The organism is Pseudomonas sp. GW821-FHT10C09, assembly GCF_059415465.1.
Window position 1 is genome coordinate 132832 of record NZ_JBWKNG010000010.1, and the last position, 26622, is coordinate 159453.

Annotated in this window: 23 protein-coding genes, 3 tRNA genes and 1 pseudogene; 5 read left to right on the forward strand and 22 right to left on the reverse strand. The window is 58.9% G+C overall.

What is annotated here, in order from left to right:
• Window positions 1–4 precede the first annotated feature (4 nt).
• Window positions 5–946: a 1-phosphofructokinase gene (pfkB, locus tag AC07N8_RS12480; protein ID WP_493143804.1), complete on the reverse strand. Its 942-nt coding sequence runs from the start codon at window positions 944–946 to the stop codon at window positions 5–7.
• On the reverse strand, window positions 946–3807 hold the full coding sequence (gene ptsP, locus AC07N8_RS12485; RefSeq protein WP_493143806.1) for a phosphoenolpyruvate--protein phosphotransferase: 2862 nt from the start codon (window positions 3805–3807) through the stop codon (window positions 946–948). Before ptsP ends, pfkB begins: the two co-directional genes overlap by 1 nt.
• 44 nt (window positions 3808–3851) lie before the next feature.
• Here ptsP and AC07N8_RS12490 point away from each other — a divergent pair, with 44 nt between their 5' ends.
• The 3 genes from AC07N8_RS12490 (at window position 3852) to AC07N8_RS12500 (ending at window position 5873) form a co-directional block, all read left to right on the forward strand.
• Window positions 3852–3995, forward strand: coding sequence for a hypothetical protein (locus AC07N8_RS12490; RefSeq protein ID WP_185045199.1), 144 nt, complete (start codon window positions 3852–3854; stop codon window positions 3993–3995).
• A 102-nt stretch (window positions 3996–4097) separates the two neighbouring features.
• Window positions 4098–5093 carry a catabolite repressor/activator gene (cra, locus tag AC07N8_RS12495; protein ID WP_123435268.1) on the forward strand — a complete coding sequence of 332 codons (996 nt, stop codon included), beginning with the start codon at window positions 4098–4100 and terminating at the stop codon, window positions 5091–5093.
• A 3-nt stretch (window positions 5094–5096) separates the two neighbouring features.
• Window positions 5097–5873, forward strand: coding sequence for a TatD family hydrolase (locus tag AC07N8_RS12500; RefSeq protein WP_483842503.1), 777 nt, complete (start codon window positions 5097–5099; stop codon window positions 5871–5873).
• Here the strand turns inward: AC07N8_RS12500 and AC07N8_RS12505 are convergent, their stop codons facing one another.
• From AC07N8_RS12505 to AC07N8_RS12530, 6 genes and pseudogenes are all read right to left on the reverse strand, one after another.
• On the reverse strand, window positions 5874–6263 hold the full coding sequence (locus tag AC07N8_RS12505; protein WP_483842502.1) for a hypothetical protein: 390 nt from the start codon (window positions 6261–6263) through the stop codon (window positions 5874–5876). It abuts the gene before it with no gap.
• Between the two features lie 230 nt (window positions 6264–6493).
• Complete coding sequence (locus AC07N8_RS12510) at window positions 6494–7423, reverse strand: methyl-accepting chemotaxis protein (RefSeq protein ID WP_493143893.1); 930 nt, start codon at window positions 7421–7423, stop codon at window positions 6494–6496.
• Window positions 7400–8491, reverse strand: a pseudogene (locus AC07N8_RS12515) (methyl-accepting chemotaxis protein); the annotation flags it as partial. The gene AC07N8_RS12510 and the pseudogene AC07N8_RS12515, both read right to left, overlap by 24 nt.
• A gap of 220 nt (window positions 8492–8711) precedes the next feature.
• Entirely contained in the window at window positions 8712–9548 is an 837-nt protein-coding gene (gene ampE / locus AC07N8_RS12520) for a regulatory signaling modulator protein AmpE (protein ID WP_483842501.1), read from the reverse strand.
• The gene (gene ampD, locus AC07N8_RS12525; protein WP_483842606.1) at window positions 9545–10105 is read right to left on the reverse strand and encodes a 1,6-anhydro-N-acetylmuramyl-L-alanine amidase AmpD; all 561 of its coding nucleotides are present in this window, start codon (window positions 10103–10105) and stop codon (window positions 9545–9547) included. Before ampD ends, ampE begins: the two co-directional genes overlap by 4 nt.
• A 64-nt stretch (window positions 10106–10169) precedes the next feature.
• On the reverse strand, window positions 10170–12368 hold the full coding sequence (locus AC07N8_RS12530; protein WP_493143810.1) for a DUF1631 domain-containing protein: 2199 nt from the start codon (window positions 12366–12368) through the stop codon (window positions 10170–10172).
• Window positions 12369–12642: 274 nt separating this feature from the next.
• Here AC07N8_RS12530 and nadC point away from each other — a divergent pair, with 274 nt between their 5' ends.
• The gene (nadC, locus tag AC07N8_RS12535; RefSeq protein ID WP_483842499.1) at window positions 12643–13491 is read left to right on the forward strand and encodes a carboxylating nicotinate-nucleotide diphosphorylase; all 849 of its coding nucleotides are present in this window, start codon (window positions 12643–12645) and stop codon (window positions 13489–13491) included.
• A 51-nt stretch (window positions 13492–13542) separates the two neighbouring features.
• On the opposite strand, the gene AC07N8_RS12540 is transcribed toward nadC, so the two are convergent.
• Complete coding sequence (locus tag AC07N8_RS12540) at window positions 13543–13848, reverse strand: DUF6388 family protein (protein ID WP_483842498.1); 306 nt, start codon at window positions 13846–13848, stop codon at window positions 13543–13545.
• A 316-nt stretch (window positions 13849–14164) separates the two neighbouring features.
• Between AC07N8_RS12540 and AC07N8_RS12545 the strand changes: the two genes are divergently transcribed.
• On the forward strand, window positions 14165–14716 hold the full coding sequence (locus AC07N8_RS12545) for a hypothetical protein (RefSeq protein WP_483842605.1): 552 nt from the start codon (window positions 14165–14167) through the stop codon (window positions 14714–14716).
• A 7-nt stretch (window positions 14717–14723) separates the two neighbouring features.
• On the opposite strand, the gene AC07N8_RS12550 is transcribed toward AC07N8_RS12545, so the two are convergent.
• The 13 genes from AC07N8_RS12550 to glmM all read right to left on the reverse strand — a co-directional run bounded on the left by AC07N8_RS12550 (window position 14724) and on the right by glmM (window position 26614).
• Window positions 14724–14799: transfer RNA gene (locus AC07N8_RS12550), tRNA-Thr, on the reverse strand.
• Between the two features lie 131 nt (window positions 14800–14930).
• Entirely contained in the window at window positions 14931–17036 is a 2106-nt protein-coding gene (pnp, locus tag AC07N8_RS12555; protein WP_123435259.1) for a polyribonucleotide nucleotidyltransferase, read from the reverse strand.
• Window positions 17037–17231: 195 nt separating this feature from the next.
• A complete protein-coding gene (gene rpsO, locus AC07N8_RS12560) occupies window positions 17232–17501 on the reverse strand; it encodes a 30S ribosomal protein S15 (protein ID WP_003176135.1) in 270 nt (89 codons plus the stop codon).
• 117 nt (window positions 17502–17618) lie between these two features.
• Window positions 17619–18536, reverse strand: coding sequence for a tRNA pseudouridine(55) synthase TruB (gene truB, locus AC07N8_RS12565; protein WP_483842497.1), 918 nt, complete (start codon window positions 18534–18536; stop codon window positions 17619–17621).
• Window positions 18537–18539: 3 nt separating this feature from the next.
• The gene (rbfA, locus tag AC07N8_RS12570; RefSeq protein WP_030128077.1) at window positions 18540–18941 is read right to left on the reverse strand and encodes a 30S ribosome-binding factor RbfA; all 402 of its coding nucleotides are present in this window, start codon (window positions 18939–18941) and stop codon (window positions 18540–18542) included.
• Window positions 18942–19100: 159 nt separating this feature from the next.
• Entirely contained in the window at window positions 19101–21632 is a 2532-nt protein-coding gene (gene infB / locus AC07N8_RS12575; RefSeq protein WP_483842496.1) for a translation initiation factor IF-2, read from the reverse strand.
• 27 nt (window positions 21633–21659) lie between these two features.
• On the reverse strand, window positions 21660–23141 hold the full coding sequence (gene nusA, locus AC07N8_RS12580) for a transcription termination factor NusA (RefSeq protein ID WP_007942874.1): 1482 nt from the start codon (window positions 23139–23141) through the stop codon (window positions 21660–21662).
• Between the two features lie 47 nt (window positions 23142–23188).
• Complete coding sequence (gene rimP, locus AC07N8_RS12585; RefSeq protein ID WP_010463487.1) at window positions 23189–23647, reverse strand: ribosome maturation factor RimP; 459 nt, start codon at window positions 23645–23647, stop codon at window positions 23189–23191.
• A gap of 138 nt (window positions 23648–23785) precedes the next feature.
• Window positions 23786–23862 (reverse strand) — tRNA-Met (locus AC07N8_RS12590).
• Window positions 23863–23958: 96 nt separating this feature from the next.
• Window positions 23959–24044 (reverse strand) — tRNA-Leu (locus AC07N8_RS12595).
• Window positions 24045–24066: 22 nt separating this feature from the next.
• Entirely contained in the window at window positions 24067–24450 is a 384-nt protein-coding gene (gene secG / locus AC07N8_RS12600; RefSeq protein WP_017336473.1) for a preprotein translocase subunit SecG, read from the reverse strand.
• A 4-nt stretch (window positions 24451–24454) separates the two neighbouring features.
• Window positions 24455–25210 carry a triose-phosphate isomerase gene (gene tpiA, locus AC07N8_RS12605; protein WP_483842495.1) on the reverse strand — a complete coding sequence of 252 codons (756 nt, stop codon included), beginning with the start codon at window positions 25208–25210 and terminating at the stop codon, window positions 24455–24457.
• Window positions 25211–25276: 66 nt separating this feature from the next.
• Window positions 25277–26614: a phosphoglucosamine mutase gene (gene glmM / locus AC07N8_RS12610; RefSeq protein ID WP_123435255.1), complete on the reverse strand. Its 1338-nt coding sequence runs from the start codon at window positions 26612–26614 to the stop codon at window positions 25277–25279.
• Window positions 26615–26622 lie beyond the last annotated feature (8 nt).

Below are 26622 nucleotides of genomic sequence, written 5' to 3' on the forward strand. Positions count from 1 at the left end.
CCTCTTATTGTTCTGTCAGGGGGCGCACGCGCACACCCTGTTCGAGCTGCGCCAATTGCGTGGCATCGCCAATGCCGAAACCGATCTGGGTGACCGCCATCGCGGCAATCGCCGTGGCGGTGCGTAGGGTCTGTTCAGGCGTGTCGGCACTGAGCAAACCATGGAGCATGCCGGCCAGTAACGAATCGCCCGCGCCCACCGTGCTGGCGACGCTGACCTTGGGCGGCGTGGCATGCAGCGCCGAGCCGACACTGAACCAGTTCACGCCCTCGGCACCGTGAGAGATCACCACATGCTCGATGCCTTGAGCGTGCAAGCGGCTTGCAGCCTCGGCTTGTGCCGCGACCGAAACAACCTCGCAGCCGAGTGCATCGGCCAGCTCTTCGGTGTTCGGTTTGATCAGCCACGGGCCGGCCTTGAGCGCGGCACGCAACGCTTCGCCGCTGGTGTCGAGGGCGACGTTCAGACCGAGTTTTTTCAAGCGCACAATCAACGCCTGCAACCAGCGCGCACTGACGCCCAGCGGCAGGCTTCCGGCGACGACCACGGCGTCATGCCCCGGGGCGATTTGCTCGAGACGATCAAGCAACGCCTGCTGCGCCGCTTCACTCACCCGCGGTCCCGGGCCGTTGACGTCGGTGATGCGCCCGTCGCTTTCCGCCAGCTTGATGTTGCTGCGAATCTCGCCGGGAACACGGATAAACGCGTCGACAAAACCGCGTTTGGCAAACAGGGTTTCAAACGCCTGCAGATTGTCCTCCCCGAGGAAACCGCTGACGGTCAGTTCATGCCCAAGGTCCGCCAGCACTTGCGCCACGTTCACGCCTTTGCCGGCGGCGTGGGTGTGCATGGCGTCGCTGCGGTTGACCTGACCGGGTTCAAGGCGCGGCAACTGGACGGTCAGGTCCAATGCCGGGTTGAGGGTCAGGGTTAAAATCCGGGCCATTACAAAGCCTCCACTAATGCGCGCACTTCATTGGCGCTGCCCACGGCCAAGGCCTCTTGGGCGAGAATTTGCGTCTGGGCGAGGCTGAGTTCGCGAATACGCGCCTTGACCTCGGCAATGCTGCGCCCCGACACGCTGAGTTCGTCCACGCCCAGCCCGACCAGCACCGGCACCGCCAGCGGATCGGCCGCCAATTCGCCGCACACGCCGACCCATTTGCCATGGGCATGCGCCGCACGCACGGTGATGTCGATCAGTTGCAGGACTGCCGGGTGCAAACCGTCGGCCTGGGCGGACAAGGTCGGATGACCACGGTCGATGGCCAGGGTGTATTGGGTCAGGTCGTTGGTGCCGACGCTGAAGAAGTCGACCTCTTTGGCCAACACCGGCGCCAGCAAGGCAGCCGACGGCACTTCGATCATGATCCCCAGTTGCAGATCGGTGACCGGGATTTCCAGGCGCAGGCGCTCGGTCATGTCCCGCGCCTGGCGCCATTCATCGACACTGCCGACCATTGGAAACATGATCCGCAGCGGACGGTTGTCGGCGGCCCGCAGCAAGGCACGCAATTGCGCTTCCATGATTTTCGGACGTTGCAGCGTCAGGCGAATACCGCGCACGCCGAGGAACGGGTTTTCTTCTTTTTCGATCGGCCAATACGGAAGCGGTTTGTCGCCGCCGACGTCGAGGGTGCGCACCACCAGCGGCCGACCGGCCAGACCGTCGAGAACGCGACGGTATTCGACTTCCTGGGTGGCCTCGTCCGGGGCTTGTGTATGGGCCATGAAAATCAGTTCGGTGCGCATCAAGCCAATGCCTTCGGCGCCCTGCTCTACCGCACTGACTACACCGGCGCTCTCGCCAATGTTGGCGAACACTTCGACCGCGTGACCGTCGGTGGTCAGCGCCGGGTGATGACGTTGTTCGGCAGCCACTTTCAGCCGCTGTTCGCGGGTATCGCGTTCTTCGGTGGCGCGCTGCAAGGTCAGCGCATCGGCGTCCACATGCAGGCGCCCGCGCTGGCCATCAATCAGCAACGGCGTGCCCGGCGCCAGCAGCAACACGGCTGCCCCGGCACCGACCAGCGCCGGAATGCCCAGCGCCCGCGCGACAATCGCGCTGTGCGCCGTGGCGCCACCGCGAGCGGTGAGAATGCCGGCGACGCGGGCCGGGTCGAGACGCGCAACGTCGGACGGCCCGACTTCGTCCATCACCAGAATGTAAGGCTGGTCTGGCTCGCTCGGCGTTTCGACGCCGCTCAGTTGCGCCAGCACGCGCCGGCCGATGTCACGCAAGTCCGCCGCACGCTCGGCGAGCAACGCGTCCTGCAACGATTCCTGTTGTTTAGCCGCCGCTTCGATCACCGCCATCCACGCCGCTTCGGCGCTTTCGCCTTGCTTGAGGCGAGTGTCGACTTCATCGGTCAATTCCGGGTCGTCGAGCATTTCCTGATGGGTGATGAAGATCTCGCGGATCGCCTTGGACGTGCTGCGTTCAATCAGGCCTTCGATGTCGCGACGTACCTGCGCCAGCGCCTGTTTCAGACGCTCGCGCTCGATCGCTGCAGACTCACCGCGCAGCGGGTATTCGATGGTTTGCAGCACTTGAACATGCGCCGGGCCGATGGCAATGCCTGGGGCTGCAGCGATGGCTTGAATCAGGCTGCCGGACGCCGGGGCGAGTAGCACTTCGGCGATCTCTGCGATTTCTTCGCGCTGTTGGCTCACGGACGGCAAAGGCTCGACTTCTTCGCCGAGGCCTTCTTCGATGGCGGCCAACAAGGCCGGCAAGGCATCGGCGGCGATGCTCGGCTCGGCAATGAATTCCAGCACCTGACCCCGACGGGCGCCGAGGCTGAGCAGTTTGCTCAAGCTCTTCACCGACACCGCGCTGTCCTGGCCGTCGACGATGCGTACGCGAATTTCGCCTTCAAAACTTTTCGCTAACTGGGCGAGGATCTTCGCCGGGCGCGCGTGCAAACCGTGGGCGTTGGCCAGTGCGATGCGCCCGCTCGGCCAGTCCGCCGGCAGTTCACCGCCAAGGACTTCGAGCACTTTGCGGCTGCTGGTGGCGCGGCCCAATTCGTGGCCACGGCCTTCAATCAGCAACGCACACAGACGTTCGAGCAAGGCCTGATGGGCTTCACCGAGGCTGGCCAGGCAGAACAAGCCGCTAAGCGGCTGGCCGAGGTAGCGCATAGGTTTGTCCGGGGTGACGAAGGCCAGGCCCGGACGCTTGACCGTTTGTTCGCTGTGCAGCCACCACAAGCCATCGCCCAGCGGCAACGCTTCGACCTGTTGCAACACAGCGGAGAAACCGTTGCTCACGCAATCGGCCTGGCGCAGCAAGCGAGCACCACGCCAGACCAGTTCTTCGAAGTCATCGGCAGACACACCCAAGCCGATCATCTGCGCATCCAGCGCCAATTCCTGCGGCGCGCCTTGCAGCAGTTTCAACAAGGCTTCGGCGGAGCTCGCACGACGCAACGCCTGGCCCAGGTCGGTTTCGCCGAGGGCGCGGGTCAACAGTTGCAGCAAGCGTAAATGTTCATCGGACTTGGCCGCGATGCCGATCGCCAGGTACACGATCTGACCGTCGCCCCAATCCACGCCCTCGGGGAACTGCATCAGCCGCACGCCAGTGGAAAACACCAGGTCGCGGGTTTGCGGTGTACCGTGGGGGATGGCAATACCCTGACCGAGAAAGGTCGAGCCCTGAGCCTCACGCGCCTGCAACCCGGCGAGGTACCCGTCGGCGACCAGGCCATCGGCGACCAGATGCTCGGCCAGTAGCTGCAACGCAGCGGACTTATCCACAGCCGACTGGCCCATGGATATCTGCTCTAGAGTGAGCTCGAGCATGCTTTCTCCTTTTTGGCGTCTGAGGGCGCCAGGTATTGTTTTGAATGAATCAGCTTAAGCGCTTAACCGTCACTTTTGGCGGTTTCACGGCAGAACCGGCCAAGGGTGCGTATAACCCTGAAAATACGCTTGCTGAAACGTTTAATCTAGAACACTTGGCACGTTACTCGATAATGTCGCATCCTTGAAGCCCAACTTGTCGGATGTGCTTGGACAATAGTCGCCTGCCGGATTCGGGTAGGATTGGCGAAAATGTCGGGGCAAGCTCGAAAAAACAAGGAAATCCCGAGTTGAAACTCAGTGATATCGCACAGCTGGCCGGTGTGTCCGTAACCACCGCCAGTTATGTCATTAATGGCAAGGCCGAACAGCAACGCATCAGCAGTGCCACCGTCGAGCGCGTGCGCGCGGTCGTCGAACAGCATGGCTTTACGCCCAACCCTCAAGCGGCCGGGTTGCGCAGTCGGCATACGCGCACCTTGGGTTTTATTCTGCCGGACCTGGAAAACCCCAGTTACGCGCGAATCGCCAAACTGCTGGAACAAGGCGCCCGGGCGCGCGGCTATCAGTTGCTGATCGCCAGCTCCGACGATGCGCCTGACAGTGAGCGGCAATTGCTCAAACTGTTCCGCGCCCGGCGCTGCGACGCGCTGATCGTCGCCAGTTGCCTGCCGACGGATGACGACAGCTATCGCCAGTTGCAGGCCAAAGGCATGCCGATCATCGCCATCGACCGGGTCATGGAGCCCGAGCACTTTTGCTCGGTCATCAGTGACGACCGTGAGGCCAGCCTGCAATTGACCCGCAGTCTACTGGACCCATTGCCCAAGCAGATCGCCTTGATCGGCGCGCGCCCCGAGTTGAGCATCAGCCAGGAACGCGCGGCCGGCTTCAAAGAAGCGCTGGACGGGTTCAAAGGCGAGGTACTAATCGAGCACGGCGAATCGTTCAGCCGCGAGTGCGGTAAACAGTTGATGGAAGAAATGCTCCAGCGTCTGGGCCATCTGCCGGACGCCCTGGTGACCACTTCCTACGTGTTGCTTCAGGGGGTGTTCGATGCCTTGCATGACTTCCCGCTGAAAACCCGTCCGTTGCGCCTCGGGACGTTCGGTGACACGCAGTTGCTGGACTTCCTGCCATTGCCGGTCAACGCCATGGCCCAGCAGCATCAGTTGATCGCCGATAAAGCCCTGGCGCTGGCGCTGGCCGCCATCGAGCAGTCCGATTACCAACCCGGCGTACAGGCCATCGCGCGGACCTTCAAGCAGCGTATTCACCGGGACTGAACCGTGGAGCTGATCGACAGCCACACTCATCTGGATTTTCCGGATTTCGACGCGGATCGTCAGGCGCTGCTGGCCGAAAGCCGCGCCCTGGGCGTGCGTCGAATGGTGGTGCTGGGGGTGTATCAGGCGAACTGGCAGCGTGTCTGGGACCTGGTGCAAAGCGATCCCGACTTGCATGCGGCATTCGGTTTGCACCCGGTGTATCTGGAGGATCATCGACCTGAAGATCTACTGGAACTCGGTGATTGGCTGACGCGCCTGTCCGGCCATCGGCAGTTGTGCGCCGTGGGCGAGATCGGTCTGGACTACTTCATCGAAACCCTGGACCGCGAGCGCCAGCAGGCGCTGTTCGAGGCGCAACTGCAACTGGCGGCGGACTTCAATCTGCCGGCGCTGATCCATGTGCGGCGCAGCCATGCGGCGGTGATTGCCACGCTGAAACGCTTTCGATTGAAACGTGCCGGGATTATCCACGCCTTCGCCGGCAGCAAAGAAGAAGCGCGCGAGTACATCAAGCTCGGTTTCAAACTGGGTCTGGGCGGCGCCGCCACCTGGCCGCAGGCGCTGCGCATGCACCGCGTGCTCGCCGAACTGCCGCTGGAGTCCGTGGTGCTGGAAACCGACTCACCGGACATGGCACCGGCCATGTTTGCCGGCCAACGCAACAGCCCGGCGCACCTGCCGGCGATCTGCTCGGCACTGGCGCAGATCATGGCGATCAGCCCCGAGCAGTTGGCCGCCGTCAGCACGGCCAATGCCTGCGAGCTGTTCAACTGGTAATTAGTCGGCGTGGGCCTTGGCGGCTTCCAGAATCAGCGTGATGTGTTGCCGGTGATGGGCGAACTGTATAACGACGAAGTAAACCAGAATCGCGGCCAGCGAAAAATTCAGCTGTTCGACGACGCTGAGCATGCCGATCCATTCCATGACCAACGCCACCAGGACTGCCGTGCACACCATCACCAGCGTGCTCGCCCGCAGCAAGCCGAGTGAGTCGAGCGATTTGAAGCGTTTGATCTGTTTCGGGTCGCTCAATTGCAAGGCTTTGTGGCAGTGCGTACAGGCGAATGATTCGTTGATTGCAATCGCGTTGAGTTGCCAGGCTTCCAGCCGCAGGGTGTTCCCGCAGTGCGCGCAGTGCCCCTGTATTCCCATTGTTGCAACAGACATAACCGCGCCTCCTCAGGGCTGGCCAGAGTGAATGATCTTCCTTCATTGAAGACGAAAAATCAGAGCACGGAGGAAAACAGGACATTGCCTGCCTGAGAATGGAAAAAGTACTACAGATTTTGCGTAAAACCTGTGGGAGCGAGCCTGCTCGCGAAAGCGGTGTAACAGTCAGCAAATGTGTTGAAAGTTAAACCGCTTTCGCGAGCAGGCTCGCTCCCACAGAGATATTCTTACACCCGGAAGGCGCTGATCAAGTGCTTGAGTTCTACCACCTGGGCCGACAACGCGCGGCTGGCATCCTCGGTCTGGTGCGCCCCTTCGGCGGTACGCTCGCCAGCGCGGTTGATCTCGACGATGTTCTGATCGATGTCGTGGGCGACGGCGGTCTGCTGCTCGACTGCCGCAGCGATCTGCTGGTTCTGGTCCACGATCATGCCGACAGCGCCGAGGATATTTTCCAGCGCCTGCTGGACCTTTTCCGACTGCCCAACCGTGCCATCGGCCACCTGATGGCTGATGCCCATAGCCTTCACCGCCGCGCCGACGCCGCTGTGAAGCTTGCTGATCATCTGCTCGATTTCTTCGGTCGATTGCTGAGTGCGCTTGGCCAGCGTGCGGACCTCATCGGCCACCACCGCAAACCCGCGCCCCTGCTCACCGGCCCGAGCGGCTTCGATGGCCGCGTTGAGGGCCAGCAGATTGGTCTGCTCGGCGATGCTCTTGATCACTTCCAGCACACGGCTGATGGACCGACTGTCGCTGGCCAGTTGGTTGATTACGATCACTGATTGATCAATCTCACTGGCCAACTGCGCGATGCTGCCCTGCTGGGACGCCACCAGACCGCGCCCGCTGATGGTCTCGTCGTTGACGCTGTGGGCGCTGCTGACGGCGGCAGCGGCACTGCGCGCCACCTCAAGGGAGGTCGCCGACATCTGGTTCATGGCCGTGGCGACCTGCTCGATCTGCGAACGTTGCCCCGCCACCGCCTGGTTGCTTTGGGTAGAAACGCTTTGCACCTGCCCGGCCTGGCGCTCGACCTCATTGACGGTCTTGCCGACGCGCTCGATCAGGTCATGGATTTTCTTCACGGTGCCGTTGAACACCTCACCCAACTCGCCGAGCTCATCACGGCTTTCCGCGCGGAAGGTCACCGTCATGTCGCCCGCAGCGACCGTGTCCATCATCGCGCCAAGACGCTTGAGCGTGGTGCGGGTCGACGCGTAGAAGCCGCCGTACAGGTAGAAAATCAACACGAACACCACCGACAACGCCACAGCCTGCAAAACCATGTGGGTGCGGTTCTGTTCCAGTCGCTGCTGCAACTGGGTGCCGAGGAACTTCAGGGTGGCTTCGTTGAGTTGGTAAGTCTGGTCCATCAGGCCGGTGACCTGATCGTAAAAGCCCTGCCAGGGTGCATCGAGGGTGTCGGCCATCACCACTTTTTCTTCGAACAGCTCACTGGCTTTTTTCAGCGATGCCTTGCTGCTGTCGGCTTGAGCGGCCAGGGTTTCACGCGCCGCTTTGCTGGAACCCAGTGCGTCCTGCAACTTCAGGCCGTATTCGCCCTGGAGCTTTTCGATCTGCGCCAACAGCTCATCGAATCGAGTGCTCGATGCCGAGTTGAGAAAGCCTTGCCCAAGGGAAAAGGAACCCATCGCCCGGCCTTCGCCCAGCAGTTGAGTCACCGGTGGGGTGACGTTGGTAATCAGCTCGCTCAGTTGACGCATGTCGCTTTGGCTGTCGCGACTGAGGCCGGCCTGGGTGGCGATGATCTGGCTGAAAATCTGCGCGTTCCCCAGCAGTTTGCCAATCATTCCACTTTTGCTTTGCAGGGAAGTTTCCGTTTGCTGGGCCTTGAACGCGGCGATCATTTCATCGCGTTTGCCGTCGAAAACCGTGATCTGCTCAGGATCGGTGGTCATCGCGGTCAGCCCTTGCAGGCGCGCCAGAATACTTTGCTCCAACGTGCCGATCTTCGACTCGACGTTGCCGGCCTTGCCGGACTGGCCGAGCGTGACGTTGATCTGCACCAGATTGTTCAGGGTCTCCAGGTCACGCCGCAGCGTCAGGCCGCTGCCCAGCAGGTCGAGGCTTTGCAGCTCGACTTGCGTGCCCTGAAACTCGCGATAGGAGTCACGCACCAGATAAAAGTTGGTGACCAGCATGGGCACAAGGAACAGCACGCTGATCAAGCTGAACTTCATGCCGAAGCTCAGGCGGTTCATCAGTGCGACGGCGGGATAGAGCAAGCTCTTCACTGGAAGTCTCCCATTGCATTCTTATTTTTATTTGGCAGGCGCGGCTCAGCGGCAGATAGCCACTATTCAGCGCTATCCCTGTATATCTTAAATCGGCAGGGGGTTTTGTAACTTAAGGTTAACGAGGGCAGGCAAATCCCCGTAGCCACTGGCGCAGGCTGCACCAGCGGCTACAGGGATCGGTGTGTTAAGGGAGGACCGTCCACAGCGCAAAACCGGCGTACCAGAGCACTGCCGCCCGCAACAGTAGCTCCCAGATCCGGTCCAGGCTGTTGATGCCATCCGGTCCGACGACCGGTGCCGGGATTTCACCGGCCACCATCCCGACCTTCTCGATCAACTGAGCGGCGCTGATGTTCCAGTTCAGCAATTCATGCAACATCACCCGGCCGACCGCCACAAAGTTGCCGACCAGTGCAAAACTCGCCGCCAGCAACCGCACTGGCACCCAATCAAAGGCGTGACGCAATTGTGCCGCGCGTTCGACCACGGCCGGATTCTGTCCGTGCTCTTCGGCCAGCGCCAGCAAGCGATAGCTCAGGGCGGCCACCGGACCCAGCAGGAAGTACCAAAAAATGACCGCAAAGAAACTCTGGTAAGCCTCCCAGAGCAGGTGCGCTTCGACCCGTTCCAGCAATTGCTCGCCGCTTTCGGCGCAAATATCCAGGTCTCGTTTGGCCACATGCGCGGCGGCTTGCAGGTCCTCGCGGCGCCAGGCATCGCGAAACGGCCCCAGTCCGGCCAGCAGATCGCCGCGTCCGAGGCTGTAAATCACCACCAGCAAATGCACCGGCAGTGCCAGCAGACCGTAGGCCACCGGCTCCAGCACCACCAGCAGCAATCCCAGCAGCGCGACCGGCAACAACACCATAATGACCAAAACCAGCCAAGGCCGGTTGATCAGGCGTGGCATGACCTCAAGCTTGTTCAGCTCGCGTACCCAACCGCCATCACGCTGAACCCGATGGCGCAGTGCCGAGAACTTCTCGATCCATACCGCCAACAGCAACACCAGAAAACTCATTGTCCTTCCTCTTTTGCCAAGGCCGCGCGATAGCGTGCCCAATCGAACGCCGGTCCTGGATCGGTCTTGCGCCCCGGGGCAATGTCGCTGTGCCCGCAAATGCGCTGCGCAGTGATGCCGGTGTAGGCGTTTTGCAGCTGTCGGGTCAAGGCCGTCAGCGCGTGATACTGAGCATCGGTGAACGGCAGATCATCCGTGCCTTCAAGTTCGATGCCCACGGAAAAATCGTTACAGGTTTCCCGGCCCTCGAAAGTCGAGACACCGGCATGCCAGGCGCGCTCAAGACAAGAGACAAACTGAGTGACCGTGCCGTCACGCTCAATCAGAAAGTGCGCTGACACCCGCAAGTCAGCAATACCTTCAAAATAAGGATGCTCCGTGACATCCAGACGATTCTGGAAGAATTCCTGCACTTTGCCGGTCGCGAACTGCGCTGGCGGCAAGCTGATGTTGTGGATCACCAGCAGGGAAATTTCGCCCGAGGGGCGCGCATTGAAGTTGGGTGAGGGGCATAAACGCACGTCCTGGCACCAACCGCTCGCGGGGTCCAACTGCATACAGGTTCCTTCAGCAACGACTGTGTTGGCGCCCAGTATGCCGCGATAGCCCATCGGGACGCGATCACTTGCCGCGATTGAGGCGGCGCAAGTCACCGAGCACCGAGGCCAGCGCCCGGTCAAACAGCAAGGTAGTGTCCAGCGTGCGCACCGCGCCGCGACGAAATTCCAGCGCGAGGCCAGTGCGGCAGCGCTCCAGGACTTTCAGGCCGGTGCGATTGACGAAGATGTAGTTGCCGGTGCCTTCAATGATCGCGGCCAGCTTGCAGCGCAGAGTGTTTTCGTCGTCTTCCTGAAACTCGACCCAGCAACCGGGATGCAGTTTATCCACTTGCAGCAAGCTGGCGTCGTCCACCGGTAAACGGGCGAATGGCGTCTCGACCGGTCCTTCGTCGGCGGTTTGCAGGGCGATTTCCTGCGTCATCCGGACCATCACCGGCGCCTCGAAAGACCCGTCGTTTGCCTGCTCCGGATACGTGAACAGTTGAACGTGCAAGGTTTCCAGCGCGCTGAAAAACTCGCTGGTGGCGAAAGGATCGAATGCCGAACTGTTCAGCCCGTCACGCAATGACTTCAGTAGCCCAGGCACCAGCGCCAGCAGGCGCTGGCTCGAATCGGGCTCCTCGTGGCGTTGCACACTCCAGATCAGTTGCTCCATGGTGTGGACATCCGCTCGCCATTCAGCCGACTGATCACCGTGTTTGAGGCAGGTCAACAGCAGCACTTTGCTCCAGGCCTCCTGGACAAACACCACCACCGCTTGCGGCAACACTTTGCCCAACAACGCCTGATTCAGCGCCTGCTCGACGCGCTGGCGAGCCAGTTCGGTCCTGGCACGGCCCTCTTCGGCGTCGCGGGTGCGCTGCTCCAACAATTCACTGCGACGGCGCTCATCACTGGTAAAAGCGAGAAAATCCGCCAGCAGCTCGGAAAAAATCGCCGGGTCGTCAGCAAAGTCATTCAACAGACGCTGCACCACCTGCTCGATGCGCAGGTACAGGCTGTCGCGTTCATGGTCATCGCACTCGCCCCAGCCCATGGCCGCGGCGGCGATTTCATTGAGCAAGCGTCGGGCGGGATGACTGCTTCGGCTGAAAAAACTCTTGTCGAGCACCGCCACTTTCAGCATCGGGATCTGCAGACGACCGATCAGCGCCTTGAGCGAATCCGGCAGGTTGCGGTCATCAAGCATGCATTCAAACAGCATGGCGATCAGGTTGATCACGTCCTCATCAGCGACTCCGACCACGCGCGACTTGCCGCTTTTGACGCTGACCCGCGTTAGCAGTTGTTCAAGCTGGTTACGCAGATCGAAATCGTCCTGAGCCGCCAGTGCCGGCACGTGTTGCTGCAGGTGCGAGAGCATGCGCAACAAGTCCTGCGTGGAAATGGGTCGTGTCTCGGCGCTGGCCTCAAGGGTCGGCGCGACACTGCCGCGCACAGGCAGCAGCAGCTCCTGCAACGCAGCGAACACCTCGTCGATCTGTGCCGAGTCCGAGCGCACGTTCGCCGGTGAAGGCTCATCATCCGCAACGGACATCGTGCGATCTGTCGCACGCCGTGTGGGCGCAGGCTTGAGCTCGGGCAATACGCCGGTGGCGACGAGTAATTGATTGGATTGAGCGTAGAGCTGATCGGCGCTACTGAGTACATAGCGCTCGAACAACTTGAGGATGATCAGCTTGACCTTGATCTCCACCCCGAGATTTCGCCCGGCCTGCAAGAAATACTCGCACAGCATCGCCGGCCCCACGGGGTTGCGCTGATCGTCCAGCGGCTTACCGAGCAACACACCGAGCCGAGCGGTGAGCTGACCAAGGCCAACGCCTTCACGGTTCAGCACTTTATTGACCATCGCCTCCACCGCGACGCTGCGCTCAATGTCGTCGTTGGGGCGTTGTGTCGAGGCGTCAAGGGTCAATGCCTGGGGCAAGGCAGGATGAGTGGTGTCGTATTGAGTGAGGCTGACAAACGCCTCGAAGAAGTGCTCGAGGAACCCGCGCTCGATACTTTTACGCTTGAGGCGCAAGTCGCGCATGGCTTCGAAATAGAGGTTCTGCTCAACGTCATTGCGGGCCCGATCGGCCATTTCGAACAAGGTGTCGTCGGCGTTATCGAACAGATCCTGCAATCCCTGCCGCAGCTGCAGTGCAACCTTGTCGCGAACCTGAAGCAGAATCACAGGCAGGCGGGCGAGCGGCGAGTGCGTCGCCTGATCGGTAGCGCCTTTGTGCAAAGGCACTACATTCCCGTCGTTGTGCATCCAAGCCTCCTGAAAGGGTCATTTCCGGACAGAAAACCATCCAATAAGCACGTCAAAGCCATGACGTCAAAAGCAAGGCGAATTATCTTGCAAGATGTGCCTGCTGTGCCAGCAGACTCTTCATCTCCCCTTCAAATAGACGCAACGGACGGGCGCCGACTTAGGCGATAAATCGACCAAATGCAGGGTTCAGCGCAAACGGAAAGCCTCTGACGCCTTGGGTTGGCTGGTGCCATACCCCTATAATCGGACCACTTTGTTTGTGGAGTCCGTTATGCCGAATCTACGTCTCGCCGACTTGACCGCCGAAATCGAAGCCAACGTACGCCGTGCGCTGCTCGAAGACGTCGGCAGCGGCGATATCACCGCACAGTTGATCCCGGCCGAACGCCTGGCAAAAGCCACCATCATCACGCGTGATGCCGCCGTCATTGCCGGCACGGCGTGGGTCGATGCAGTGTTCCGGCAACTGGACCCGCGGGTCGCAGTGCATTGGCAGGTGCGTGATGGCGAACGGGTGCAACCCAATCAGGCGCTGTTTCACCTCGAAGGTCCGGCGCGCTCGCTGCTCACGGGCGAACGCAGTGCATTGAACTTCCTGCAAATGCTGTCGGGTGTGGCCACGCGTGCGCAGCATCTGGCGGACTTTGTCGCCAGCACCCAGGTCAAGTTGCTCGACACCCGCAAAACCCTGCCGGGCCTGCGCCTGGCGCAGAAGTACGCGGTGACGTGCGGCGGCTGCCACAACCACCGCATCGGTCTCTACGATGCCTTCCTTATCAAGGAAAACCATATCGCCGCCAGCGGTGGCATCCCTGAAGCCATTAATGCCGCGCACAAGATTGCCCCGGGCAAACCGGTGGAGATCGAAGTGGAAAGCCTCAAGGAGCTCAAGGAAGCGCTGGCAGCGGGCGCTGACATCATCATGCTCGATGAGTTGAGCCTGGATGACATGCGTGAAGCCGTGCGCCTGAACGCGGGCAAGGCCAAACTCGAAGCCAGTGGCGGGATCAACGAAAGTACGCTGCTGCCGATCGCTGAAACCGGGGTGGATTACATCTCGATTGGCGCGATGACCAAGGACGTGAAGGCTGTCGATCTGTCGATGCGGTTAAGCCTCTGATCAAGCGTTGTAGAACGAAAAACGCCAGCCTTGTTCAGGCTGGCGTCTTTGTCAGACCACCAGATTGTTCATCTCGCAGTACTCTTCCCACTCGACGCCCAGCACCTCGGCTGCCTCTTTGTGCAGCACCAGGCGCGCAGCCTCGAACTCTTCCGGGGTCGAGGTGTACTTGAGCGTCAATTCCCACGGCTGCAAGCCCTGGGACTCTGCCTCATCCTCGAACGCCCATTGAATCTGGTCTTTCTGATCGTCGGCCGGCAGGTCCTTGATCTCTCCGGCGAGCTGGGGCGAATCCAGCAAGTACTTTTTGAGCGCTTCTTCGTGTCTGGCTTCTTGGGTCAATTCTTTAACGGTCATGTCGTTCTCGCTGATCTGGGGAATGGAAGATGGATCTGGATCATCAAGGATCTCTCTGACGCAAAAAACCGTGTGAAGCCCGGTTTGTCTGGCCTTCAGAACCATTCGGGGATCATCTGAAAACTGCAAGGTGATGCGTGTGCAGGCTCCGAATATAGGACGTTTGGTTGGCGATTTATACGGACTTTTACATCAAATCTACAAAAAAACGCTGGAGGGTCCTTTTTGAAAATATTGTCTCGCGTCGCAGGAACAACGCGATAAAGGCAAAGTCATAGCGATGTGCCATCTAAGCACTTCACAAGGAACCCTAGTGATGTCCAGTCTTGCAAAGCGTTCGTCAGCCCTTCTCGCAACCAGCACGGCGGTCGTTCTTCTCGGCAGCCTGGCACTGTCCAGTACCGCCCAGGCCGGTTTGGAGTTCAGCTCCGACAGTTCCAGTTCCAGCGACAAATTCCTCACCTTTCACAATCTGTACGGCAAAGATGTGATGACGAGAAGCGATATCAGTATCGACATGGTGACCCAATTACAGAGCACCGCTAAAACCAACACGGCTGACATCGAGAACCTTGAGAAAACCGTCAAGGAGCAAACCAGACTCATCGAAGAGCTCAAGAAGAATACGGGGTCCAGTTCAAGCTCGAGTGCCAGCGAAGTGAGCGACCTCAAGCGAACTGTCAGTGCACAGAACAGCGAGCTGAAAAGGCTCGCCAGCCAGGTGGAAGACCTCAAGCGCAGTGCCGGATCGAGTTCCAGCTCAAGCTCCAGTGACCTGTCCAGCCTGAAGCGCGAAGTCAGCGATCAGGACAAGCAGCTGGATCAGCTCAAACGTACCGTGGATGACCTGAGCAGAAAGGTGAAATAACAGGGGATGGTGCCCGAGACAGGAGTCGAACCTGCGACCTTCGCGTTACGAGTGCGCTGCTCTACCAACTGAGCTACACGGGCAGTGGGCTAAACCTAGCACCGGGTTCGAGGGCCAGCAACTTCACACCCTGTTTCGCAGACAAAAAAATGCCCCGTAGCGTTCACTGCGGGGCATTTTTTATAACGTTGAAGCAGTCAGGCGTGGGGAGTGATTAAACGCCCGAAGCCTTGGCTGCTGCTACGTCTTTGATGGACAGCTTGATACGGCCGCGGTTGTCCACGTCCAGTACCAGTACTTCCACTTCCTGGCCTTCTTTCAGGATGTCGGTCACTTTCTCAACACGAGCGTCGCTCAGCATCGAGATGTGAACCAGACCGTCCTTGCCTGGCAGGATGTTGACGAATGCGCCGAAGTCGACGATGCGCTCAACCTTACCCACGTAGATTTTGCCGATTTCAGCTTCTGCGGTGATGCCCAGAACGCGCTGACGTGCTGCTTCAGCCGCTTCCTTGGTTTCGCCGAAGATCTTGATCGAGCCGTCGTCTTCGATGTCGATCGAAGCCTTGGTCTCTTCACAGATCGCACGAATGGTCGCGCCGCCTTTACCGATGACATCACGGATTTTGTCGGTGTCGATTTTCATCGCGATCATGGTCGGAGCGTTTTCCGACAGTTCGGTACGCGACTGGCCAATGATCTGGTTCATCTGACCGAGGATGTTCAGGCGCGCTTCCAGGGCTTGGCCCAGAGCGATTTCCATGATTTCTTCGGTGATGCCTTTGATCTTGATGTCCATCTGCAGCGCGGTAACACCTTTAGCGGTACCGGCTACTTTGAAGTCCATGTCGCCGAGGTGGTCTTCGTCACCCAGGATGTCGGTCAGGATGGCGAATTTCTCGCCTTCTTTAACCAGACCCATGGCGATACCGGCAACCGGTGCCTTCATCGGGACGCCAGCGTCCATCAGGGCCAGGGAAGCGCCGCAGACCGAAGCCATGGAGCTCGAACCGTTGGATTCGGTGATTTCCGATACAACACGGATGGTGTACGGGAACACGTCGGCGGCAGGCAGCATGGCTGCAATCGAACGACGGGCCAGACGGCCGTGACCGATTTCGCGACGACCAGCGCCACCCATGCGACCACACTCACCTACCGAGAACGGTGGGAAGTTGTAGTGCAGCATGAACGGGTCTTTTTTCTCGCCTTCCAGGGTGTCCAGCAGTTGTGCGTCACGGGCGGTGCCCAGAGTTGCAACAACCAGAGCCTGGGTTTCGCCACGGGTGAACAGAGCCGAACCGTGGGTCTTTGGCAGAACACCGACTTCGATGTTCAGAGGGCGTACAGTCTTGGTGTCGCGGCCGTCGATACGTGGCTTGCCGTTTACGATGTTTTCGCGAACGGTGCGGTATTCGATTTCGCCAAACGCTGCTTTGACTTCGCTGGAAGAAGGCTGGCCTTCTTCACCGGACAGCTTGGCAACCACCTGGTCTTTCAGCTCACCCAGGCGAGCGTAACGATCGGCCTTGATGGTGATGGTGTAAGCCTGGGAGATCGCGTCGCCGAACTCGGCACGGATAGCGCCCAGCAGAGCCGTGGCTTCAGGCGCAGGAGCCCAGGTCCAGGTCGGCTTGGCAGCTTCAGCGGCCAGTTCTTTAACGGCTTGGATCACAACCTGGAACTCGTCGTGAGCAAACAGTACCGCGCCCAGCATCTGGTCTTCGGTCAGCTCTTTGGCTTCCGATTCAACCATCAGAACGGCTTCCGAAGTACCGGCAACGACCATGTCCAGGCTCGAAGCTTTCTGTTGTTCGTAAGTCGGGTTCAGCAGGTAACCGGTGCTTTCGTGGAACGCAACGCGGGCAGCGCCGATCGGGCCATCGAAAGGAATGCCGGAGATGGCCAGGGCCGCCGAGGTACCAATCATCGCAGCGATGTCCGGATCGGTCTTCTTGCTGGTGGAAACGACGGTGCAGACAACCTGCACTTCGTTCATGAAGCCTTCTGGGAACAGCGGACGGATCGGACGGTCGATCAGTCGGGAAGTCAGGGTTTCTTTCTCGGAAGGACGGCCTTCGCGCTTGAAGAAACCGCCAGGGATCTTACCGGCAGCGTAAGTCTTTTCCTGGTAGTGAACGGACAGAGGGAAGAAGCCCTTGCCTGGATCGGCTTGTTTGGCACCGACTACGGTCACCAATACGCTGACGTCGTCGTCAACGGTGACCAATACTGCGCCGGAGGCCTGACGGGCGATACGGCCAGTCTCGAGGGTAACGGTCGACTGACCGAACTGGAATTTTTTGATTACCGGGTTCACGGTGTCCTACCTTCTTTTGTGGCTCTTGGGGAACTTGTCTTCTTGCGAAATTCTTGGGCAATGTCGGGAGTCGGCCCAACGCCTGTCCAGGGTAAAACGTGTATCCAGATAAAACTTGAGGCTGGGAGCCTGCCATGCGCCAGCGGGAAACCCGCTGACGCACGACAGACAACCAACCTCTAGCGCAATCGCTTATTAGCGACGCAGACCCAGGCGACCGATCAGAGCCTGATAACGACCCAGATCCTTGCCTTTCAGGTAGTCCAGCAGCTTACGACGCTGGTTTACCATGCGGATCAGACCACGACGGGAGTGGTGATCTTTACCGTTGGCCTTGAAGTGACCTTGCAGCTTGTTGATGTTGTGGGTCAGCAGTGCAACTTGCACTTCTGGCGAACCAGTGTCACCAACAGCTTGCTGGTAGTCAGCTACGATTTGAGCTTTTTCTTGAACGTCGAGAGCCATGAGGCAATCCTTTTATCAGGAAACTGTTTCAGAAAAACAGTTTCAACAGGCCAGGGACAAATCCCTGTATCTAAAAATGAGTAGTGACCGTGCCTGTTGACAGCCACCCTCGTCCGGTCATTCTGACCGAATCAGTCGACGTGGCGCGATGCGCCCGTCTTCGCTCACTTCACCGATACCGATGAAGCGACCATTGTGATCCTGTACCCGTACCATGCCGAACTTCGGTGCATCCGGGGCTCGAACCGGCTGGCCGTTAAGCCAGTAGAACGAGCTGTGCTCCGAGAACTGCAACAGTGGCCAATCCAGCAGGCCGCTGTCCGATGGCATCAGGAAGCGATCAACCGCTTCATTGCCGCCTTCGGCATGTACCGCTTCCAACTCTTCCAGCGTGACCGTCTGCGCCAAGGTGAAAGGCCCGGCCTGGGTACGTCGCAATTCAGCAACGTAAGCACCACAACCGAGTTTCTCACCGATATCCTCCACCAGGGTGCGGATATAGGTGCCTTTGCTGCAATCCACCGCAAGCCGCGCAGTATCACCCTCGAAGGCCAGCAATTCCAAGCGCGCAATAGTAACAGAACGCGGTTCGCGCTCCACTACTTCGCCAGCACGGGCCAGCTTGTATAGCGGCTGCCCGTCACGCTTGAGCGCCGAGTACATCGGCGGTATCTGACTGATTTGCCCACGAAAACCGGGCAAAACAGCTTCGACATCGACGCGACCAACGGTCACCGGGCGTTCCTGCAAAACTTCACCCTCGGCGTCCGCCGTGGTGGTGGTTTTGCCCAATTGCGCCAGGGTTTCATACGCCTTGTCAGAGTCGAGCAGATACTGCGAGAACTTGGTCGCCTCACCGAAGCACAACGGCAACACGCCGGTGGCCAGCGGATCAAGACTGCCGGTGTGCCCGGCCTTCTCGGCGTTCAGCAACCAGCGAACCTTCTGCAACGCGGCGTTGGAGGTGAACCCCAGCGGCTTGTCGAGCAGGATAATGCCGCTGACGTTACGACGGATACGTTTGACCTGAGCCACCGATTACTCCTTGGCGTCTTCGGGTTCAGCCGCTACCGGGTGCTGATTGTCTTCAGCCACCGCACGCTCGATCAGGGCCGACAGGTGCGCACCACGCACGACGCTTTCGTCGTAGTGGAAGTGCAACTGAGGAACGCTGCGCAACTTCATTTCGCGAGCCAGCTGCATACGCAGGAAACCGGCGGCGGAGTTGAGCACCTTGATGCTTTGTGCAATGTCTTCGGCGCTGTCCTGCCCCATCACGGTGATGAAGATCTTGGCGTGACCGACGTCACGGCTGACTTCAACAGCAGTAATGGTGACCAGGCCGACGCGCGGGTCTTTGACTTCACGACGGATCAGTTGTGCCAGCTCACGCTGCATCTGATCGCCGATACGTTGGGTACGGCTGTATTCTTTTGCCATGTCTTGTTACCTGTTACTGCCCCACGGTGAAACCCGAGGGGTCTGAAAGCGGCAAACGCCCGGCCTGACAAAAGCCAGACCGGGCGTTGCGTTTAGAGTCCTGACGCCGTGCCGCGCACTTGCATGCGGCGGCTCGCCGTGGCCCTTGAAGTGCGCGAGTCAGAGGCTGCGAGCAACCTGAACCTTCTCGTAAACTTCGATCTTGTCGCCAGGTTTGACGTCGTTGTAGCTCTTGACGCCAATACCGCATTCCATGCCGGCACGTACTTCGGAAGCGTCATCCTTGAAGCGGCGCAGGGATTCCAGCTCGCCTTCGAAGATAACGATGTCTTCACGCAGTACACGGATTGGACGGTTACGGTGAACAACACCTTCGATAACCATGCAACCGGCGATCGCGCCAAACTTCGGCGAACGGAACACGTCACGCACTTCAGCGATACCCAGGATGTTCTCGCGAACATCGCTGCCCAGCATACCGGTCAGGGCTTTCTTGACGTCTTCGATGATGTCGTAGATCACGTTGTAGTAACGCATATCCAGACCTTCCTGCTCGACGATCTTGCGAGCGCCAGCATCGGCACGCACGTTGAAGCCGAACAGTACAGCGTTGGAGGCCAGTGCCAGGTTAGCGTCGGACTCGGTGATGCCACCCACGCCGCCGCCGACAACACGCACTTGCACTTCGTCGTTACCCAGGCCGTTCAAGGCACCGTTCAACGCTTCCAGCGAACCACGGACGTCGGATTTGAGGACGATGTTGAGCGTCTTCTTCTCTGCCTGGCCCATGTTTTCGAAGATGTTTTCCAGCTTGCCGGCGTGAGCACGGGCCAGCTTGACTTCGCGGAACTTGCCTTGACGGAACAGAGCCACTTCACGGGCTTTCTTCTCGTCCGACAGCACGCTCATCTCATCGCCAGCGTCCGGGGTACCGTCCAGGCCGAGGATCTCGACAGGGATGGAAGGACCGGCTTCCTTGATCGGCTTGCCGTTCTCGTCGAGCATGGCACGCACACGGCCATAGTTCGAACCGACCAGCACCATGTCGCCTTGGCGCAGGGTACCGTCTTGAACCAGAACGGTTGCAACAGGGCCACGACCTTTGTCGAGACGCGATTCAACCACGACGCCACGGCCAGGAGCCGATGGAGTCGCTTTCAGTTCCAGAACTTCGGCTTGCAGCAGAACAGCTTCGAGCAACTCGTCCACACCAGTACCGACTTTCGCCGAAACCGATACGAACGGGGTGTCGCCGCCCCACTCTTCCGAGGTCACGCCGTGAACCGACAGTTCGCTACGGATGCGATCGAGATCAGCGCCCGGCTTGTCGATTTTGTTCACGGCAACAACCAGTGGTACACCGGCAGCCTTGGCGTGCTGAACGGCTTCAATGGTCTGCGGCATCACGCCGTCGTCCGCTGCAACCACCAGGATCACGATGTCGGTCGCCTTGGCACCACGGGCACGCATTGCGGTAAACGCGGCGTGACCCGGGGTGTCGAGGAAAGTGACCATGCCGCGATCAGTTTCAACGTGGTACGCACCGATGTGCTGGGTGATACCGCCGGCTTCGCCAGCAGCGACCTTGGCACGACGGATGTAGTCGAGCAGCGAGGTTTTACCGTGGTCAACGTGGCCCATTACGGTCACAACCGGTGCACGGGAGAACGTCTCACCTTCAAACTTCAGGGACTCGGCCAGGGAATCTTCCAGGGCGGTGTCGCTGACCAGGGTCACTTTGTGGCCCAGTTCTTCGGCTACCAGTTGAGCAGTTTCCTGATCAAGCACCTGGTTGATGGTCGCTGGAGTACCCAGTTTGAACATGAACTTGATGATTTCAGCAGCCTTGACCGACATCTGATTGGCGAGATCGCCAACAGTGATGGTCTCGCCAATCTGCACATCACGCACGACAGGGCCGGTTGGGCTCTGGAAACCGTGGGCGTTGCGTTTCTTCAGCTTGGCCTTGCCGCGACCACCACGACGGAAGCCATCGCTTTCTTCGTCGGTAGTACGTGGCGCAACACGTGGCGCAGGCGCTTTCTCTTTGACCGAAGCACGATGCGGAGCGTTTTTGCGCTCGCCATCACCACCGCCGCTGCGACGATTGTTATCGTCGGCACGTGGTTTGTCCGGACGGCGCTGTTCGTTCTGCTTGTTGCGAACGTCAGCAGACGGTGCTGGTGCAGCCGCTACAACCGGCGCGCTTTCACGCACAGGTTCAGCAACTGCAGCAGGCGCTGCAACAGCGTCAGTCGAACCGTTTTGCGCAGCAGCAGGCTGGCGACGCGCTTCTTCTTCGGCGCGACGCTTGGCTTCTTCTTCAGCCTTCTGACGGGCAGCATTTTCTACTGCGCGGCGTTCATCCAGTTCGCGTTTGCGCTCGGCTTCGATTTCTTCCGGGCTGCGCTGTACGAAAACTTTCTTTTTGCGGACTTCAACGCTGATGCTTTTGCTGCCAGCAACACGCAGGGTGCTGGTGGTTTTACGCTGCAGCGTGATCTTGCGTGGTTCTTCCACTTTCGCCTTGTGGCTGCTTTTCAAGTGAGTCAGCAACGATTGCTTCTCACTGTCAGTCACACTTTCTTCGGCGGCGGTGTGCGGCAGACCTGCCTCACGCATCTGCTGCAACAGGCGCTCTACCGGTGTTTTGACCTCATCGGCCAGTTGTTTCACCGTGACTTGCGTCATGCACTTCTCTCCTCAGGCCGCGCCTAATTACTCGAACCAGTGGGCTCGGGCGGCCATGATCAACTTGCCGGCACGATCATCGTCAATGCCGTCGATGTCGAGCAGGTCGTCAATAGACTGCTCGGCCAGGTCTTCGCGGGTAATTACGCCGCGCACCGCCAGTTCCATCGCCAAATCCTTGTCCATGCCCTCAAGCGAGAGCAGGTCTTCGGCCGGATGGGCGTCTGCCAGCTTTTCCTCAGTAGCGATGGCTTTGGTCAACAAACGATCCTTGGCACGAGCGCGAAGCTCGTTGACGGTTTCTTCGTCAAAGCCGTCGATGTTGAGCATTTCTTCCAACGGTACGTAGGCAATCTCTTCCAGGCTGGTGAAGCCTTCATCTACCAGCACCTGTGCCAGGTCTTCGTCGACTTCCAGCTCGTCGATGAAGTTGCGCAGGATGTCGCCGGTTTCTGCTTGCTGCTTAGCCTGGATGTCCGATTCGGTCATCACGTTCAGGGTCCAGCCAGTCAATTGGCTAGCCAGACGCACGTTCTGACCACCACGACCGATGGCCTGAGCCAGATTGTCTGCGCCAACGGCGATGTCCATTGCATGGGCATCTTCGTCAACGATAATTGCCGCCACTTCAGCCGGCGACATTGCATTGATCACAAACTGAGCCGGGTTGTCGTCCCACAGGACGATATCTACACGCTCACCGCCCAACTCACCCGACACTGCCTGGACGCGCGAACCGCGCATACCGATGCAAGCGCCCTGCGGATCGATGCGTTTGTCCTTGGAGCGGACCGCGATCTTGGCACGCGAACCCGGATCACGGGACGCAGCCATAACTTCGATCAGGCCTTCAGCGATTTCCGGCACTTCGATGCGGAACAACTCGATCAGCATTTCCGGCGCGGTACGCGACAGGATCAGCTGCGGGCCGCGGTTCTCGGTGCGGATTTCCTTGAGCAGCGCACGCAGACGCACGCCGACACGGAAGGTTTCGCGAGAAATGATGTCTTCACGAGCCAGCAACGCTTCAGCGTTGTTGCCCAGGTCGACGATCACGTTGTCGCGAGTCACTTTCTTCACGGTGCCGGAGATGATTTCCCCCAGGCGCTCGCGATAGGCGTCAACGACTTGAGCGCGCTCGGCTTCACGAACTTTTTGCACGATGACTTGCTTGGCAGTCTGTGCAGCGATACGGCCGAACTCGATGGATTCGATTTTTTCTTCGACTACATCGCCAACCTTGGAACCAGGATGCGTCTCGGCAACCTTGCTCGGCCAGGTTTCAATGGCCGGATCGTCCAGGTCTGCTTCTTCGACGACCGTCCAGCGACGGAATGTCTCGTAAGCACCGGTGTGGCGATTGATTTCCACACGCAGATCGACTTCGTCCTCAAAACGCTTTTTGGTAGCAGTGGCCAGAGCCAGCTCCAGCGCTTCAAAAATTACGTTTGCCGGTACGCCCTTTTCATTGGATACCGACTCAACAACCAGCAGTACTTCTTTGCTCATCGTACGCCTCGCCTTTCGCAAGCCATTGGATCCGCGGGATCCGCGTCTCAGTCAAAACTGGGAATAATGTTGGCCTTGTCGATCATATCGATCGGCAACAGGAACTCATGGTCTTCTACCTGCACCACGACGTCCTGCTCTTCTACACCGCGCAGAAGGCCCTGAAAGTTGCGTCGTCCTTCAAAAGGCGAGCGCAGCTTGATCTTCACTTGTTCACCGGCAAATTTTGCAAACTGCTCAATAGTGAACAGTGGGCGTTCCATGCCAGGCGAGGAAACTTCAAGGGTGTATTCAACGGCGATCGGATCTTCAACATCCAGGACACCGCTGATCTGACGGCTGACAATGGCACAATCGTCCACCAGCACACCGCCCTCTTTATCGATATAAACGCGCAACATCGAGTGACGACCTTGAGCCGAAAACTCAATACCCCAGCATTCATAGCCCAGGGCCACGACCACCGGGGCCAACAAGGCCTGCAACTCTTCTAGCTTGCTCGACACCTGAACCCCCTCGTGCATGTATGTGCATGCTATGCAAAATAAAAAAATGGGCGAAACGCCCATCCTTGAAACGCCGTCGAACAGCGGCGTAGAAAGTATCCAGCTAACAAAAAGCCCCTTAAAAGGGGCTCCTTAAACTGGTTGCGGGGGCCGGATTTGAACCGACGACCTTCGGGTTATGAGCCCGACGAGCTACCAGACTGCTCCACCCCGCGACAAAGCTGGGGCGGAAGTATACGACCGATCCCTAACAGGGTCAATGTAACCTTCCACCTACAAGAAAGCCCGCAACAGCGGGCTCTCCTGATAATTGGTACCGAGAAGGGGACTCGAACCCCTACACCCTATGGGCACAACCACCTCAAGGTTGCGTGTCTACCAATTCCACCACCTCGGCAATACTACGTTTGAAACCCTTCTTACTTTTGCTCTTGAGCTGGAGGCACGTCAGTCGCTGGAGTAGCCGACTTTTGCTCTTGAAGCACCGGGACATCATCAGAAGCCGGTTGTTGCTTTGGAACTTCCAACACTGCTGGATTTGGGAGACCTACTTGAGTCAGCTGGTGAGCTTTCTCTTTAGCAAAGTAACCTAACCCTAAGCTGGTTATGAAGAAACCTGCGGCAAGTATAGCAGTAAACTTACTAAGAAAGGTAGAGGAACCTTGGCTTCCGAACACAGTATTTGAAGCACCTGCTCCGAAAGACGCGCCAGCATCCGCACCTTTACCCTGCTGCAGCAATACGAGAGCAACTACGCCCAATGCACCCAGCAGATGAAAAACGACTACGACTGTTTCCAGCATTTTTTCAGTTTCCCGCGGCGCGACAGATCGCACCGAACTCATCTGCATTCAGGGAAGCCCCACCAATGAGGCCCCCATCGATATCCGGCATGCCGAACAGTTCGACCGCATTGGCCGCCTTCACGCTGCCGCCGTATAGAAGCCGCACACCTTGTGCGACTTCAGAATTCTTTGCCGCCAACTGCGCGCGAATGGCTGCATGCACATCCTGCGCCTGTTGCGGCGAAGCAGTCAGTCCGGTGCCAATGGCCCAAACCGGCTCGTAAGCGATCACTGCCTTTGCAAACACACCGACACCCAGCTCATCGATGATGCTGTCCAGCTGAGCCGAGACAACCTCAATCGTTTTCCCGGCTTCGCGCTGCTCAAGGGTCTCCCCTATGCACAACACCGGAATCAAGCCAGATGCCTGTGCCGCTGCGAACTTGCGGATCAGCACTGCGTCCTGCTCGCCCAAAATCTGACGGCGTTCGGAGTGCCCGACAAGCACCAGGGAACAACCTGCATCCACCAACTGACTCGGTGCAATTTCACCGGTCAATGCGCCTTGCATGGCTTCCACCGCAGAATTCTGCGCGCCGACCGAAATCGACTTGCCTTGCACGCCATCAATCACTTGATTGATGAACAAGCTAGGCGGGAATACCGCTACATCAACACCGCTCGGCAAGGCCAGATGACTAAGGCCGTTGATCAGCTCAGCGACGCTGGCGCGGGTACCGTGCATCTTCCAGTTACCAGCTACCATAGGGCGACGCATGCTGTACCTCGTCGGTCAAAGTGGGCGCAGATGTTACCCAACACAATCAAGGCTGGCAAGCCGAATTCAGGCAGAAACTTCAGTAACGAGTTTTGCCAGCTCTTCGGCGTAACCGCGAACCTGTGTTTCGTCCTCGCCTTCAACCATGACACGCACCAACGGCTCTGTCCCGGACTTGCGCAACAGCACCCGACCACGACCCGCCATCGCCTTGGTAACACGGTCGCTGGCTTCCTTGACCGCAGGATGATCGAGCGGGCTCGCACCACCACCAAAACGGACATTGATCAGCACTTGAGGGCACTTGCGCAGCGCTTGGCGGGCCTGAGCCAGCCCTTCGGAGCGAGTCTTCAACGCCATCAGCACCTGCAGCGCAGCAATGATCGCATCACCGGTCGTGGTGTGATTGAAGCAAACGATATGCCCCGAGTTCTCACCACCCACCAGCCAGTTGCGCTCAAGCAAGTCAGCGATGACATAGCGGTCGCCAACGTTGGCACGTACAAAAGGAATCGACAGATCCGCCAGGGCCAGTTCCAGCCCCAGGTTACTCATCAACGTGCCGACCACACCGCCTTGCAACTTGTCACGCTCATGCAGATCACGAGCAATGATGTAAAGCAGTTCGTCACCGTCAACAATGGCGCCCGTGTGATCGACCATCAGGACACGATCACCGTCACCATCGAAGGCGATACCCAGGTCTGCGTGTTCGGCCAATACGGCAGCCTGCAATTGACCCATATGGGTCGAACCACAATTGTCGTTGATGTTCAGACCGTTCGGCTGAGCGGACAGCACAACGACTTCAGCTCCCAACTCACGGAATACGCTCGGGGCAACCTTGTAGGTCGCACCGTGGGCGCAGTCGATCACGATCTTCAGGCCCGCGAAACTGGTGCCGGTCGGAACGCTGCTTTTGCAGAATTCGATGTAACGGCCAGAAGCGTCGTTGATGCGCGACACTTTGCCGATCTTGCTCGACTCAACCACGGTCATCGGGGTGTCGAGCAACTCTTCAATCATCAGTTCGACTTCATCCGGCAGCTTGGTGCCCTTTCCGGAGAAGAACTTGATGCCGTTGTCATCATGAGGATTGTGCGAGGCACTGATCACGATACCGGCTTCGGCGTGAAAGGTACGCGTCAGGTAGGCGATCGCCGGAGTCGGCATCGGCCCCAGGAGCATGACGTCAGCACCTGCCGACGTCAGACCGGCCTCAAGTGCAGACTCAAACATGTAGCCCGAAATCCGGGTGTCCTTGCCGACCAATACCTTGCAAGCGCCCATTTTGCGGAACGCCATGCCCGCTGCCCAGCCGAGCTTGAGCATGAAGTCAGGAGTTATCGGGTATTCACCAACGCGACCACGAATACCGTCAGTGCCAAAATATTTTTTGCTCATAAGTGCTC

Bases quoted from the DNA above. Each gene is read 5' to 3' on its own strand.
- rbfA (WP_030128077.1), bottom strand. From the start codon at position 18,941: ATGGCAAAAGAATACAGCCGTACCCAACGTATCGGCGATCAGATGCAG.
- ampE (WP_483842501.1), bottom strand. From the start codon at position 9,548: ATGAGTTTTCTGGTGTTGCTGTTGGCGGTATGGATCGAGAAGTTCTCG.
- AC07N8_RS12490 (WP_185045199.1), top strand. From the start codon at position 3,852: ATGAATCAGCTTAAGCGCTTAACCGTCACTTTTGGCGGTTTCACGGCA.
- AC07N8_RS12530 (WP_493143810.1), bottom strand. From the start codon at position 12,368: ATGCACAACGACGGGAATGTAGTGCCTTTGCACAAAGGCGCTACCGAT.
- AC07N8_RS12505 (WP_483842502.1), bottom strand. From the start codon at position 6,263: ATGTCTGTTGCAACAATGGGAATACAGGGGCACTGCGCGCACTGCGGG.
- rpsO (WP_003176135.1), bottom strand. From the start codon at position 17,501: ATGGCTCTCGACGTTCAAGAAAAAGCTCAAATCGTAGCTGACTACCAG.
- AC07N8_RS12540 (WP_483842498.1), bottom strand. From the start codon at position 13,848: ATGACCGTTAAAGAATTGACCCAAGAAGCCAGACACGAAGAAGCGCTC.
- infB (WP_483842496.1), bottom strand. From the start codon at position 21,632: ATGACGCAAGTCACGGTGAAACAACTGGCCGATGAGGTCAAAACACCG.
- nadC (WP_483842499.1), top strand. From the start codon at position 12,643: ATGCCGAATCTACGTCTCGCCGACTTGACCGCCGAAATCGAAGCCAAC.
- glmM (WP_123435255.1), bottom strand. From the start codon at position 26,614: ATGAGCAAAAAATATTTTGGCACTGACGGTATTCGTGGTCGCGTTGGT.
- tpiA (WP_483842495.1), bottom strand. From the start codon at position 25,210: ATGCGTCGCCCTATGGTAGCTGGTAACTGGAAGATGCACGGTACCCGC.
- pfkB (WP_493143804.1), bottom strand. From the start codon at position 946: ATGGCCCGGATTTTAACCCTGACCCTCAACCCGGCATTGGACCTGACC.
- nusA (WP_007942874.1), bottom strand. From the start codon at position 23,141: ATGAGCAAAGAAGTACTGCTGGTTGTTGAGTCGGTATCCAATGAAAAG.
- ampD (WP_483842606.1), bottom strand. From the start codon at position 10,105: ATGCAGTTGGACCCCGCGAGCGGTTGGTGCCAGGACGTGCGTTTATGC.
- ptsP (WP_493143806.1), bottom strand. From the start codon at position 3,807: ATGCTCGAGCTCACTCTAGAGCAGATATCCATGGGCCAGTCGGCTGTG.
- AC07N8_RS12545 (WP_483842605.1), top strand. From the start codon at position 14,165: ATGTCCAGTCTTGCAAAGCGTTCGTCAGCCCTTCTCGCAACCAGCACG.
- secG (WP_017336473.1), bottom strand. From the start codon at position 24,450: ATGCTGGAAACAGTCGTAGTCGTTTTTCATCTGCTGGGTGCATTGGGC.
- AC07N8_RS12510 (WP_493143893.1), bottom strand. From the start codon at position 7,423: ATGACGGTGACCTTCCGCGCGGAAAGCCGTGATGAGCTCGGCGAGTTG.